We start from the raw sequence: 13,292 nt of genomic DNA on the forward strand, positions 1-13,292 counted from the left end.
CGGCTCCGCTCCCACCGGATTGCCGGTCGGGGCGGAGCCGCACGTTATTGAATGGGCGGTGGGTTTGTGGCTAGTGAGGACGCAGTAGGCGGAAGAGTTTCCAACGGCGCGGCCGATTTGGTCCGCGCGCGAACCCAATTGCTCGACGGCGGGTTGCCCCGCAATCCTCGACTGGATGCCGAATCGCTGCGGCAGGCGCTGGTCGACCTTTACGAACTCTGGCTCACCAGCAAAGGCACCGAACTCGGCATCACCCGCGACAGCGGTCTGGCCGTGGTGGCCGTCGGCGGCCTCGGCCGCAGGGAAATGCTGCCGTACTCCGACCTGGATCTGGTGCTGCTGCACGATGACGTGGACCCGGCCCGTGTCGCCGAGGTCGCCGATCAGCTCTGGTATCCGTTGTGGGACGCCCACATCAAACTCGATCACAGTGTGCGGACGGTCCCGCAAGCACTGCGCGTCGCCGCCGACGATCTGATTGCCGCTCTCGGCATGCTCGAGGCCAGGCACATCGTCGGCGATATGGAACTGAGCAACCTGCTCATCGGCGGGGTGCGGCGCGGATGGCGGACCGGAATCCGTTCTCGCTTCGACGAATTGATCGCGCAGGCCGAGGCACGGTGGCAGCGCAGCGGTGAGATCGCGCACCGCGCCGAGCCCGATCTGAAGAACGGGCGCGGCGGCCTGCGCGACATCCAGTTGCTCGACGCGCTGGCCATCGCCCAATTGACCGACGCCATGCCGGGGCTCGGTCCCGACGTGCCCGGCGGCGGATTCAAGCAGGCGCACCGACGTTTGCTGAATGTTCGCACGGAGCTGCATCGGGTGGCGGGTCGAGCCAGGGACCAGCTGCGCGCCCAGGATGCCGACGAGATCGGCAGCGCCCTGCGCATCGGTGACCGCTTCGATCTGGCCCGCACCCTGAGCGATTCCGCGCGGACGGTGAGCTACTCCGTAGATGTCGGGTTGCGGACCGCCGCCAACGCGCTGCCGCGGCGCGGCCTGGCCCGGTTGCGGCGGATTCCGGTGCGTCGACCACTCGATGAGGGCGTGGTCGAGCATGCGGGCGAGGTCGTGCTGGCGCGGGACGCGCGCCCGCAGCGCGACCCCGGGCTCATCCTGCGGGTCGCCGCGGCCTCGGCGCAGACCGGGCTGCCGATGTCGGCCACCACGCTGAACCGGCTCTCCGAAGGCGCGCCGGAACTACGCGAGCCGTGGCCGAAGGACGCGCTGAACGACCTGCTCGTGCTGCTCGGCACCGGCCGCGGCGTCATCGACGCCATCGAGGCACTGGACCGAACGGGGTTGTGGGGCAGGCTACTTCCCGAATGGGGCGCCGTGCGCGACCTGCCGCCGCGCGATGCCATGCACACCTGGACCGTCGATCGGCACCTGATGGAGGCGGTCGCCTACGCGAGCGCCCTGAGCACCCGGGTCGCCCGCCCGGACCTGCTGCTGCTCGGCGCGCTGCTGCACGACATCGGCAAGGGCCGCGCGGGCGACCACAGTGTGGTCGGCGCCGAGCTGGCCACCCACATCGGACGTCGCCTCGGGCTGTGGCCCTCGGACGTGCGGACCCTCAGCGCCATCGTGCGCCACCACCTGCTGCTGCCCGACACCGCGACCCGCCGCGACCTCGCCGATCCCGACACGGTGCAGTTCGTCGTCGACGCGCTCGGCGGGGACGTACAGCTGCTGGAACTGCTGCACACCCTCGCCGAAGCCGATTCGCTGGCCACCGGCCCCGGCGTGTGGGGCGATTGGAAGGCCTCGCTGATCGGTGAACTGGTCCGCCGCTGCCGATTGGTGATGGCGGGTGGTCAGTTGCCCACGCCCGAGCCGATCGCGCCGCAGCTGCTCGCCAAGGCCGCGTCGGGCGGGGTGCACGTCGATCTGCGGCCAGGCGAGGGCAAATACATCTACACCGTCACCGTCATCGCCCCCGATACCCCGGGTCTGCTGTCGGATGCCGCGGGTGTGCTTGCGCTGCACTCGCTGCGGGTGCTTTCGGCCGCACTCGGTGGCGAAGGTGCCTCGGCCGTCAACACTTTCGTGGTGTCGCCCAAATTCGGTGACCCGCCGGATGCCGGGCTGTTGCGCCAGGATCTGATTCGCGCCATCGCGGGTGACCTGGATCTGCCCGCCCTGCTCGCCAAGCGGGAGCGCGAGGCCGTCGTGGTCGCGCCGAGGCCCTATGCGCAGGCGCAACCGCGGATGATCTGGTCCGGCACGTCGGTGCCGGGCCAGGTGATCCTCGAACTGCGCGCCGAGGACCGGATCGGGCTGCTGAACAGGCTGGCCGCCGCGCTGTCCGGCTGCGGCGCCGAGGTGCGCTGGGCGAAGGTGGTCACCATGGGTTCCGCGGTGGTCGACGCGTTCTGTCTCGACCTCGGCACCGACGATGGACCGGTACGCCGCGAAGCCGTCGAAAAGGCGATTATGGACGTGGTTCCGCAGCCCGCGCCGAAGCCGAAGGAGGGTGTCGGTCCGCCCGCCTCAGGGACGGTTTCCTGACGCCGTCGACCGAACGACCAATCTGTTGCAGAGAATTTGCTGGAAGCCATATGCAGGGGGGTTGCCGCGCCCTACTATCAGAGCGTCTGGCTATCGCTAGCATGAGGGGAGCAGGTCGGTGGCAATTGAAGTCGTTTCGGCGTCGACGATGACGAGTGACGAGACCACGCACATGGCGCGGTGTGTAGGCGGAGATCGGTGGGTCGTCTCGTGGCTACCGGGCCGGACCCTCACCGGACAGCAAGCCGTGACCGCGATGACGATTGCCATTACGGTTGCCGCCACCCACGACGTGCCGGCCGGGGCCGAATGGGCCATGCTCGACGATCTGGCCCTCGACCTGGGCCTGACCGCCCGCGAGGCGGTCTTCATGGTGGCCGAGGAGAACCACGACTACCGCAAGACGGCCAAACCGCGCCGTCGTTCCCTCGAACCGCCGCTCCGCGAATAGCAGAGCTCTCCTACCTCGAAGGACACACCGCCTGCGCGAACACGTGGACGGTCCCATTACCCTGGGATATCAAGATATCAAAGTGAAGTCCCTCGAGATCAGGAGCGCGATCGGTGTTCGAATCCCTGTCCGACCGGCTTACCGGTGCCCTCAAGGATCTTCGCGGTAAGGGGCGTCTGTCACCGGCCGACATCGACGCCACCTGTCGCGAGATCCGTCTTGCTCTGCTCGAGGCGGACGTCGCGCTGCCCGTCGTGCGCGGTTTCATCGCGAAGATCAAGGAACGGGCCAAGGGCGTCGAGGTTTCCGCGGCGCTCAATCCCGCGCAGCAGGTCGTCAAGATCGTAAACGAGGAACTCGTCGGCATCCTCGGCGGCGAAACCCGCAGGCTGACCCTCGCCAAGAACCCGCCGACGGTGATCATGCTCGCCGGTCTGCAGGGTGCGGGTAAGACGACCCTCGCGGGCAAGCTCGCGAAATGGCTGAAGGGACAAGGACATCAGCCGCTGCTGGTGGCCTGTGACCTGCAGCGCCCCGGCGCTGTCACGCAGCTGCAGGTGGTCGGCGAGCGCGCGGGTGTGCCCGTATTCGCACCACATCCGGGCACCTCCATCGGTGGCGGCGAGAACGCGCTCGGTGTCACCGCGGCCGACCCGGTCGAGGTCGCCCGCGCCGGTGTCGCCGAGGCGCGCGGCAAGCAGTACGACGTGGTCATCGTCGATACCGCGGGTCGCCTCGGTATCGACGCCGAGCTGATGCGGCAGGCCGCGGGCATTCGTGACGCGGTGCAGCCGGACGAGACCCTGTTCGTGCTCGACGCCATGATCGGTCAGGACGCGGTCACCACCGCCGAAGCATTCCGCGACGGCGTCGGCTTCACCGGCGTGGTGCTCACCAAGCTCGACGGTGACGCCCGCGGTGGCGCGGCGCTGTCGGTCCGCAATGTGACCGGCGTGCCGATCATGTTCGCCTCCACCGGTGAGAAGGTCGAAGACTTCGACGTCTTCCACCCCGACCGGATGGCAAGCCGCATCCTCGGCATGGGCGACGTACTCACCCTGATCGAGCAGGCCGAGCAGGTCTACGACGCGCAGCAGGCCGAGGATGCCGCGCGCAAGATCGGCAGCGGCGAGCTCACCCTCGAGGACTTCCTCGACCAGATGTTGGCCATCCGCAAGATGGGCCCCATCGGCAATCTGCTCGGCATGCTGCCGGGCGCGGGTCAGATGAAGGACGCGCTGGCCCAGATCGACGACAAGCAGCTCGACCGGGTGCAGGCCATCATTCGCGGCATGACCCCGGCCGAGCGGGACAATCCGAAGATCATCAACGCCTCCCGACGGTTGCGCATCGCCAATGGCTCCGGTGTTCAGGTCTCCGAGGTCAACCAGCTCGTCGACCGCTTCTTCGAGGCCAAGAAGATGATGGCCGCGATGGGCCGCCAGATGGGTCTGCCCGGATCGCGACGCGCCAACGCCAAGAAAGGCAAGAAGGGCAAGAAGGGCGGTCGTGGACCGACGCCGCCGAAGGTGCGCGGCGGTTTCCCCGGTATGCCCGCCGGTATGCCGGGAATGCCCGGTATGCCCGCTGGGATGCCGGACCTGTCGGGCATGCCCGCCGGACTCGACCAGCTGCCGCCCGGGCTCGAAGGCGTCGACCTCTCTCAGCTGAAGTTCCCGAAGAAGTAAGTCGCCGCTGCACGTGACCCGGTGCGCCGCACACGAATTCGTGTGCGGCGCACCGTTGTCTGCGCGGGGTGATGGTTCACGTCACGTAATCCCATGATCGCGGCGGAGTTGGCGGCGGTGCGGGCAGTATGCCGGGTGCGCGGCGACATCACGGTGGTCGATACGGGCTGGAGTTGACCGCAGGGCGCCGTCGGCGATGATGGTGATGGGACTTCGTTCGGCACAGTGGCAGCGGTGTTGTCGCGCGGAAGCCAGGTTGTCACTGTCGGCGTTAGATCGGAGGTCGGTTTGCATCTGCGGGGCGTGGTGCTACCCGGCGCCGAAGTGCGCGATGTATGGGTGCGCGACGGGCTGGTCTCGTTCGAGCCGGTCCGCGACGTGGAGACGCTGTGCACCTCGGGCTGGATCGTCCCCGGTCTCGTCGACGCGCACTGCCACGTGGGTATCAAATACGGTGGCGGAGACGAGGATCGGGACGGCGCGATCGCGCAGGCCGAGACCGAACGCGACATCGGCGCGCTGCTGCTGCGCGACGCGGGCTCGCCGATCGATACCCGCTTCATCGATGATCACGAGGACCTGCCGCGAATCATCCGGGCGGGACGGCACATCGCCCGGCCCAAGCGCTACATCCGCGAACTCGGTATCGAACTCGACGACGAACGCGACCTCCCGGAGACCGTCGCCGAGCAGGCCCGTTTCGGCGACGGCTGGGTGAAGATCGTCGGCGACTGGATCGACCGTTCCGTCGGCGATCTGCGCCCGCTGTGGAGCGACGCCATCCTGAAGGAAGCCATCGACGCCGCCCACGCCAATGGCGCCCGCGCCACCGCGCACGTCTTCGGGGAGGACGCGCTGCCCGGCCTGATCAACGCGGGCATCGACTGTCTCGAACACGGCACCGGCCTCACCGACGACACCATCGAACTGATGGTCGAGCGCGGCACCGCCCTGGTGCCGACCCTCGTCAACATCGACACCTTCCCCGATATCGCCGACAGCGCGGGCAAGTTCCCCACCTACGCCGCCCACATGCGCGACCTGCACCGCCGCGTCCGCGACACCGTCGGGCACGCCCACGACGCGGGCGTGCCCATCTTCGCGGGCACCGACGCGGGTGGCCCTATCCGCCACGGCCGCATCGCCGACGAGATCGCCGCGCTGTCCGGTGCCGGTCTGTCGGCACACGACGCGCTCGGCGCCGCGTCCTGGAACGCCCGCACCTGGCTCGGCCGCCCCAGCATCGAACCCGGTTCCCCAGCGGATTTCGTTGTGTACGAGGAAGATCCGCGCGTCAGCCCGGAGGCTCTCGCCAATCCCTACCTGGTAATCCTGCGTGGTCGGGTGGTGAAGACACACAACCCGGTGACCGGGCATCGTTGACCGGTGCCCGCTAGGCGGATCCGGTCTTTCCCCGGTACGCCGGTAACTGCCGATCGGCGAACCGGTCAGGGCGGAGCCGAGAGCCGGTCGAGGTGCATGACGATTCGGTTCGGCCCATCGCGGCGCGTATGGTCGATTGATGTGACGATTCGCCTCGGTTATCAGATGCCCAACTTCAGTTACGGTCGGCCGGTGCGGGAGTTGTTTCCGACCGTGATGGCGCAGGCCAGGGAGGCCGAAGCCGCAGGCTTCGACACCGTCTTCGTGATGGATCACTTCTATCAGCTGCCAGGTCTCGGTGCGCCGGACGCGCCGATGCTGGAGGCATACACGACGCTGGGTGCGTTGGCCACGGCCACCGAACGAATCCAGTTGTCCGCGTTGGTAACCGGCAACACCTACCGCAATCCGCCCTTGCTCGCCAAGACCGTCACCACGCTGGACGTGGTGAGCGGGGGTCGCGCGGTGCTCGGCATCGGCGCCGGCTGGTTCGAGCTGGAACACAAGTCCTACGGGTTCGAATTCGGCACCTTCACCGAACGTTTCGAGCGACTCGACGAGGCGTTGCAGATCATCCACCCGATGCTGCGCGGCGAACACTCGACCTTCAACGGCAAGTGGTACAACACCGACGACGCCATGAACGAGCCGCGAATTCGCGACGACCTGCCTATCCTGCTCGGCGGCGGTGGTGAGAAGAAGACCTTCGCCCTGGCCGCCCGCTACGCCGATCACCTCAACATCATCAGCAACGCCTCCGAACTGCCGCGCAAGATCGCGGCACTGCACGAGCGCTGCGCCGAAATCGGCCGCGACCCAGAGACATTGGAAGTCAGCTTCCTGTGCTTCCTGATGATCGACGAGGACGGCGACCGCGCCCGCAAACAGCAGCAGGACATGTTGCGCGGTATCGGCGTCGACCTGTCGGCCATCTCGGAGGAGGAGCGTAGGCAAACCCAGGCCGACCGCCAGTTCGTCGGCACCCCCGCCGAGGTCGCCGAGCAGTTGCAAACCCGGGTGCTCGACCACGGCGTGCAGGGCCTCATCGTCAATATGGTCACCAACGGCCACGAGCCGGGAGCGGTGGATCTGGCCGGTCGCACCCTGGCGCCGCTGGTGCACTGACAGCGGGTTTGTTCTCGGCGCCAATGCCGTTGGCGCTCGGTCGTCGTCGGGCGCAGTGCGCGATTGTTCGCGGACGTGACCGCCGTCCCGGGATTGCGGCTCGTCGAGAGTCGAGCGTTCCGGTCCGGGGTGGTGCTGTTGCGGTACCGGCCGGTGCGCGGGGAGGAGCCGATTTCGGGGTAACCGGGGCGGTCTGGCAGAATGGACCACCGTCCTTCCTGGACAAGTGTCAGCCCGTCTCCGGTTACGTACCGCGCGGCGGTCACACACTCCATGTGCAAAACCGGGCTCGCAGACCGTGCGGGTCGCTGAATTGCGCCGTGACCACACCTATCGAAAGGCAGATCAGCACACATGGCTGTTCGCATCAAGCTCACCCGCCTCGGCAAGATCCGCAACCCGCAGTACCGCGTCGTCATCGCGGACGCCCGCACCCGTCGTGACGGCCGGGCCATCGAGTCCGTCGGCAAGTACCACCCGAAGGAAGAGCCGTCGCTGATCGAGATCAACTCCGATCGCGTGCAGTACTGGCTGGGTGTCGGCGCGCAGCCGACCGAGGCCGTGCAGCGTCTGCTGGAGATCACCGGCGACTGGCAGAAGTTCAAGGGCCTGCCGGGCGCCGAGGGCACGCTGAAAGTCAAGGCTCCGAAGATCTCGAAGCTGGACCTGTTCAACGCCGCGCTGGCCGCCGCCGACAACGGGCCGGTCGCCGACGCCGTCACCCCCAAGAAGAAGGCCGCCAAGAAGGAAGAGGCCGCCGCTGAGGCGCCCGCCACCGAGGCCGCCGAGTAATGAGCGCCGTCGTCGCCGATGCTGTCGAACATCTGGTTCGCGGCATCGTCGCCAATCCCGATGACGTCCGCGTCGAGCTGATCACCGGCCGGCGCGGGCGCACCGTCGAGGTGCACGTGCACCCCGAGGACCTAGGCAAGGTGATCGGACGCGGCGGTCGTACCGCGACCGCGCTGCGCACCCTCGTTGTCGGCATCGGCGGCCGGGGCATCCGGGTCGACGTGGTCGACACCGACGCCTAGTGGAACTCGTCGTAGGGCGGGTCGCCAAGTCGCACGGCGTGCGTGGCGAACTGGTCGTCGAGGTTCGCACCGACGAGCCCGAGGCACGTTTCGCGCCCGGCGTGAAACTGCGTGGGCGTTCGGCGCGGTCCAAGGAAGTCCGTGACTTCACCGTGGAGTCGGCCCGGGAACATTCGGGCCGACTTCTCGTGCATATCGCCGGGATCAGCGATCGCGCCGCCGCCGATGCGCTGCGCGGCACGCTGTTCGTCATCGACAGCGAGGACCTGCCGCCGTCGGAGGATCCGGACGAGTACTACGACCACGAGCTGGAGGGGCTGACCGTTCAGCTCATCGACGGCACGGTCGTCGGCACGGTCACCGAGGTGTTGCATTCCGCTGCGGGGGAACTGCTTTCGGTGCGTGCCGCCGATGAAGGTCGGGAGATTCTGATCCCGTTCGTCAACGCCATCGTGCCGACGGTGTCGCTGGCCGACGGTCTCGTCGTCATCGATCCGCCCGAAGGTCTCCTCGATCCGGAATGAGGTCGGCATGAAACTCGATGTCGTCACGATCTTCCCGGAATACCTGGAACCGCTGCGAACGGCGTTGCTTGGCAAGGCAATCGACAAGGGCCTGATCTCCCTCGACGTGCACGACCTGCGCCGCTGGACGCATGACGTGCACAAGTCCGTCGACGATTCGCCCTACGGCGGCGGCCCCGGCATGGTCATGAAACCGACCGTCTGGGGCGACGCGCTCGACGAGGTCTGTCCCGACGGCGCTCTGCTGGTCGTCCCCACCCCCGCGGGTGTGCCCTTCACCCAGGCCACCTCGCAACGCTGGGCCACCGAGGACCACCTCGTATTCGCTTGCGGCCGTTACGAAGGCATCGATCAACGCGTCTTCGACGACGCCGCCCGTCGCGTCCGCGTCGAGGAGGTCAGCATCGGCGACTATGTGTTGATCGGCGGCGAGGCCGCGGTTCTCGTGATGACCGAAGCGGTGGTGCGTCTGCTCCCCGGCGTGTTGGGCAATCAACAGTCCCACCAAGAGGATTCGTTCTCCGACGGCCTACTCGAAGGCCCCAGCTACACCCGCCCGGTCAGCTGGCGGGGCCTCGAAGTTCCCCCGATCCTGCTCTCCGGCGACCACGCCAAGGTGGCCGCCTGGCGCCACGAGCAGTCCATGGCCCGCACCAGAGAGCGCAGGCCCGATCTGCTTCCCGAGCGCGACGAGAATTGAAACCCCATGCGGCGTTGGTTTATCCGCCGTCACCGAGCGGACTGCCACCGCAGGTCGCGGCGTAGAGGACCGCGCGCGGGCGGTTGTCCACGACCACGGGCACCGCGACCACGGAACGGATGCGTTCGCCGGAGACCGGACCGTCGTAGTGGTGCGTGATGGACGAGGCGTTGCGGTAGTCCGCGACCGAGGCGGGCCGGCGCATGTCCATCACGCGGCCGCCGAGTCCGGAGGTGCGCAGTACTGCCAGCCCGCGCAGTCCTTTGGCCACGGTGCCGACGAACTCCGTGAGCGTCGTGCACCTCGCCGCCGAACACCACCGGCACCCCGGCTTTGGTCGCTACCCAGCGGATTTCGGCGCGCAGCGCGTCCCCGTCGCGAGGGCGCAGCAGCGCGGGGTGGTGGGAGTCAAGAATTCACCCCTTTTCGGGGGTAGCGGCGAACACGGTGTGACCCACATCCTATTCGATACGGGGTGAGGTGGATCACGGATGAGGAGAGGCGAGATGAGCACGGACCTGAATGTGCGGGTACGCGAACTGCTGGAACGCTACGACGGACCCGACGCGTGCGCGGCGGAGCTGCTGTGCGACGGGCATCCGGCCGACCGGGTCGCGTTCACCATCGTCGACGCCGACCTGTCCTCGACCGACCTCACCTACGGGGAGCTGCGCGAACGCTCGGCTCGGTTCGCGGTGGCGCTCGCCGAGCTGGGCGTCGGGCCGGGCGATCGAGTCGCCACGCTGATGTCCAAGTCGGCCGATCTGGTGGTGGCGCTGCTCGGCATCTGGCGGCGCGGCGCGGTGCACGTCCCGCTGTTCACCGCGTTCGCGTCACCCGCCATCGCGTTCCGGCTGGCGGCGAGTCGGGCGGCGATCGTCATCGCGGATGCCGATCAAGCGGGCAAGCTGGCGCCGGGCGAGGACATACCGCCCGATGCGCCGTGGCGGGTGATCGTCGCCGGTGGCGACGTGGCGGCCGATCAGCCGAATTCTGGTCCGCAGACGGTCGATCGAGTGGGCGCCGTTGTGGAGGCGGTCGACGATGCAGCTGCGACGCTGCGGTTCGCCGACCTGCTCGTTGCGCACTCCGCGGACGATCCGCGGGCGGCCGCCGTGGTCGGCGGCGGCGACGGGCTGCTCGTGCAGTTGTTCACCAGCGGCACCACCGGTACCCCGAAGGGCGTGCCTATTCCGATCCGCGCGCTCGCGTCCTTTCACGCGTATCAGGAGTTCGCGCTGGATGTCGGTCCCGATGACGTGTACTGGAATGCCGCCGATCCCGGTTGGGCCTACGGGCTGTACTGGGCGATCTTGAGCCCGCTCGCGTCCGGGACGCGCAGCCTGCTGTTGCACGCCGGGTTCTCGCCGTCGCTGACCTGGCAGGTGATGGAACGATTCGGCGTCACCAATTTCACCGCCGCACCGACTGTCTACCGTGCATTGCGCTCCGACAGCGCCACTGCCCCAACGGGTTTGAAGCTGAGGAGGGCATCCTCGGCGGGCGAGCCGCTGACCCCGGAGGTCGTCTCCTGGTCCGCGAACACCCTCGGCGTCGCCGTCCGCGACCATTACGGGCAGACCGAGCACGGCATGGTGATCTGCAACGCGTGGCACGACTTCCTCGATGTCGACGCGCCCGCGGGTTCGATGGGTCACACGCTGCCGGGCTGGTCGTGTGCGGTGCTGGAGGACGACGCCGATGTGGAGGCCGCCGCGGCCACGATGGGCCGGGTCGCCATCGACACCCAGCGCAGCCCGCTGCTGTGGTTCCTCGGCTACCTCGACGCCCCCGACCGGACCGCGCAGCGCTACACCGCCGACGGACGCTGGTACTTGACCGGCGACGCCGGATCGCGGGACCCGGATGGGTTCTTCCACTTCTCCGCCCGCGACGACGACGTGATCATCATGGCCGGATACCGCATCGGCCCGTTCGAGGTCGAGAGCGTGCTGGTACTGCACGATCAGGTCGCCGAGGCCGCCGTCGTCGGCATGCCCGACGAACTGCGCGGCGAGGTGCTGGAGGCATTCGTGGTGTTGCGCAACGGCTCGGCGGGCAGTGCCGAACTGGCCACCGAGTTGCAGATCCTGGTTAAGGAGAAGTTCGCCGCGCACGCCTACCCGCGTCAGGTGCATTTCGTGGACAGCCTGCCCAAGACGCCAAGCGGCAAGGTGCAGCGATTCGTGCTGCGGCAGCAGGGGAGCAAGTGATGTCGCCGCTGCCGAGCTACGCGTCCGGTATCTCCGGCACCCCGCTGCTCGGTGACACCATCGGCGGCAACCTCGATCGAACGGCAGCCGCCTACCCCGACCGAGAAGCGTTGGTGGACTGTCCATCCGATCGACGCTGGACATACCGTGAACTCACCGAGGCCATCGATGCGCTGGCCACCGGTCTCGCGGCGCTCGGCATCGGCAAGGGCGACCGGGTCGGTATCTGGGCGCCGAACTGTCCGGAATGGTTCCTGGTACAGTACGCGACGGCGAAGCTCGGCGCGATCCTGGTCAATATCAATCCGGCCTATCGCACGAGCGAACTGGAATACGTGCTGCGCCAGGCCGGTGTGCGAATGTTGGTCGCGGCGCGTGAGTTCAAGTCGTCGAACTATGCCGCGATGATCGAACAGGTCCGGCCGAATTGTCCGGGTCTCGAGCAGGTGCTAGTGCTCGGCACGTCGGAATGGGATGCGGTGGCGCGGACCGATATCGATGCGGACCGACTACGGGAGATCGCGGCGACGTTGTCCATGGACGACCCGATCAATATCCAATACACCTCCGGCACAACGGGTTTCCCGAAGGGTGCCACGCTCAGCCACCACAACATTCTCAACAACGGCTACTTCGTCGGCGAACTCTGCGGCTACACCGAGCAGGACCGAATCTGTGTGCCGGTGCCGTTCTATCACTGCTTCGGCATGGTGATGGGCAACCTCGCCAGCACGAGCCACGGTGCGGCAGTGGTGATTCCGGCGCCGTCGTTCGACCCGGTCGCCACGCTGAACGCGGTCGCCGAGCAGCGGTGCACCTCCCTGTACGGGGTGCCGACCATGTTCATCGACATGCTCACCGCCCTGGGCGGCGACCCGGACAAATCAGGTGCGACGCCGGACCTGTCGACTCTGCGCACCGGCATCATGGCCGGATCGCCGTGCCCGGTCGAGGTGATGAAGCGGGTGATCGATCGGTTGGGCATGAGCGAGGTCTGCATCTGCTACGGAATGACCGAGACCTCGCCGGTGTCCACCCAGACCCGCCGCGACGACAGCATCGAGCGGCGCACCGCGACGGTCGGCCGGGTCGGGCCGCATCTCGAGGTCAAAATCGTCGATCCGGCAACGGGTTTGACGGTGCCGCGCGGCGAGCCAGGGGAGCTGTGCACCCGCGGCTACTCGGTGATGCTCGGTTATTGGGAGCAAACGCAGAAAACCGCCGAGGTGATCGATGCCGCCCGCTGGATGCACACCGGCGATATCGGGGTGATGGACGACGACGGGTATCTCGTCATCACCGGCCGGATCAAGGACATGGTCATCCGCGGCGGCGAGAACATCTATCCCCGGGAGATCGAGGAGTTCCTGTACGCCCATCCCGACATCCTCGACGCGCAGGTGATCGGCGTCCCCGACCCGAAATACGGCGAGGAGCTGATGGTGTGGATCCGAATGCGGGATGGCGCAACACCTTTGGATTCCGCTGCCTTGCGTGAGTTCTCTGCGGGCCGGTTGGCGCACTTCAAGATCCCGCGCTACGTGCATGTGGTCGAGGAGTTCCCGATGACCGTCACCGGGAAGGTTCGCAAGGCCGAGATGCGCGAGCTGGCGAAAGCCATGCTGGCCACGCCCGAGCAGCCGTGATCGGCGGCCGCGAC

The 13,292-nt window shown here is 67.6% G+C and carries 11 protein-coding genes and 1 pseudogene; 11 read left to right on the forward strand and 1 reads right to left on the reverse strand.

What is annotated here, in order from left to right; all coding sequences use genetic code 11:
- Nucleotides 1-51 precede the first annotated feature (51 nt).
- From ACV7NQ_RS27070 to trmD, 9 genes are all read left to right on the forward strand, one after another.
- A complete protein-coding gene (locus tag ACV7NQ_RS27070) occupies nt 52-2,514 on the forward strand; it encodes a [protein-PII] uridylyltransferase (RefSeq protein ID WP_463362196.1) in 2,463 nt (820 codons plus the stop codon).
- Between the two features lie 118 nt (nt 2,515-2,632).
- Complete coding sequence (locus tag ACV7NQ_RS27075) at nt 2,633-2,965, forward strand: hypothetical protein (RefSeq protein ID WP_463362197.1); 333 nt, start codon at nt 2,633-2,635, stop codon at nt 2,963-2,965.
- A 113-nt stretch (nt 2,966-3,078) separates the two neighbouring features.
- Nucleotides 3,079-4,653, forward strand: coding sequence for a signal recognition particle protein (ffh, locus tag ACV7NQ_RS27080; protein ID WP_463362198.1), 1,575 nt, complete (start codon nt 3,079-3,081; stop codon nt 4,651-4,653).
- A 288-nt stretch (nt 4,654-4,941) separates the two neighbouring features.
- Entirely contained in the window at nt 4,942-6,036 is a 1,095-nt protein-coding gene (locus ACV7NQ_RS27085; RefSeq protein WP_463362199.1) for an amidohydrolase family protein, read from the forward strand.
- Between the two features lie 141 nt (nt 6,037-6,177).
- On the forward strand, nt 6,178-7,161 hold the full coding sequence (locus ACV7NQ_RS27090; protein ID WP_463362200.1) for an LLM class F420-dependent oxidoreductase: 984 nt from the start codon (nt 6,178-6,180) through the stop codon (nt 7,159-7,161).
- Between the two features lie 354 nt (nt 7,162-7,515).
- Nucleotides 7,516-7,953, forward strand: coding sequence for a 30S ribosomal protein S16 (gene rpsP, locus ACV7NQ_RS27095; RefSeq protein WP_463362201.1), 438 nt, complete (start codon nt 7,516-7,518; stop codon nt 7,951-7,953).
- Nucleotides 7,953-8,195 carry an RNA-binding protein gene (locus ACV7NQ_RS27100; RefSeq protein WP_463362202.1) on the forward strand — a complete coding sequence of 81 codons (243 nt, stop codon included), beginning with the start codon at nt 7,953-7,955 and terminating at the stop codon, nt 8,193-8,195. Before rpsP ends, ACV7NQ_RS27100 begins: the two co-directional genes overlap by 1 nt.
- On the forward strand, nt 8,195-8,719 hold the full coding sequence (gene rimM / locus ACV7NQ_RS27105) for a ribosome maturation factor RimM (protein ID WP_463362203.1): 525 nt from the start codon (nt 8,195-8,197) through the stop codon (nt 8,717-8,719). The genes ACV7NQ_RS27100 and rimM overlap by 1 nt, the downstream gene beginning before the upstream one ends.
- Nucleotides 8,720-8,726: 7 nt before the next feature.
- On the forward strand, nt 8,727-9,419 hold the full coding sequence (gene trmD, locus ACV7NQ_RS27110; RefSeq protein ID WP_463362204.1) for a tRNA (guanosine(37)-N1)-methyltransferase TrmD: 693 nt from the start codon (nt 8,727-8,729) through the stop codon (nt 9,417-9,419).
- Between the two features lie 28 nt (nt 9,420-9,447).
- Here the strand turns inward: trmD and ACV7NQ_RS27115 are convergent.
- A pseudogene (locus ACV7NQ_RS27115) lies at nt 9,448-9,835 on the reverse strand (helix-turn-helix transcriptional regulator); the annotation flags it as partial.
- 90 nt (nt 9,836-9,925) lie between these two features.
- Between ACV7NQ_RS27115 and ACV7NQ_RS27120 the strand changes: the two are divergent.
- On the forward strand, nt 9,926-11,632 hold the full coding sequence (locus ACV7NQ_RS27120; RefSeq protein WP_463362205.1) for an AMP-binding protein: 1,707 nt from the start codon (nt 9,926-9,928) through the stop codon (nt 11,630-11,632).
- Nucleotides 11,632-13,278, forward strand: coding sequence for an AMP-binding protein (locus tag ACV7NQ_RS27125; RefSeq protein ID WP_463362206.1), 1,647 nt, complete (start codon nt 11,632-11,634; stop codon nt 13,276-13,278). Before ACV7NQ_RS27120 ends, ACV7NQ_RS27125 begins: the two co-directional genes overlap by 1 nt.
- Nucleotides 13,279-13,292: the final 14 nt, after the last annotated feature.

It is taken from the genome of Nocardia sp. Tas62D01 (assembly GCF_055232035.1).

Bases quoted from the DNA above. Each gene is read 5' to 3' on its own strand.
- ACV7NQ_RS27070 (WP_463362196.1), top strand. From the start codon at position 52: ATGGGCGGTGGGTTTGTGGCTAGTGAGGACGCAGTAGGCGGAAGAGTT.
- rpsP (WP_463362201.1), top strand. From the start codon at position 7,516: ATGGCTGTTCGCATCAAGCTCACCCGCCTCGGCAAGATCCGCAACCCG.
- ACV7NQ_RS27100 (WP_463362202.1), top strand. From the start codon at position 7,953: ATGAGCGCCGTCGTCGCCGATGCTGTCGAACATCTGGTTCGCGGCATC.
- trmD (WP_463362204.1), top strand. From the start codon at position 8,727: ATGAAACTCGATGTCGTCACGATCTTCCCGGAATACCTGGAACCGCTG.
- ACV7NQ_RS27120 (WP_463362205.1), top strand. From the start codon at position 9,926: ATGAGCACGGACCTGAATGTGCGGGTACGCGAACTGCTGGAACGCTAC.
- ACV7NQ_RS27125 (WP_463362206.1), top strand. From the start codon at position 11,632: ATGTCGCCGCTGCCGAGCTACGCGTCCGGTATCTCCGGCACCCCGCTG.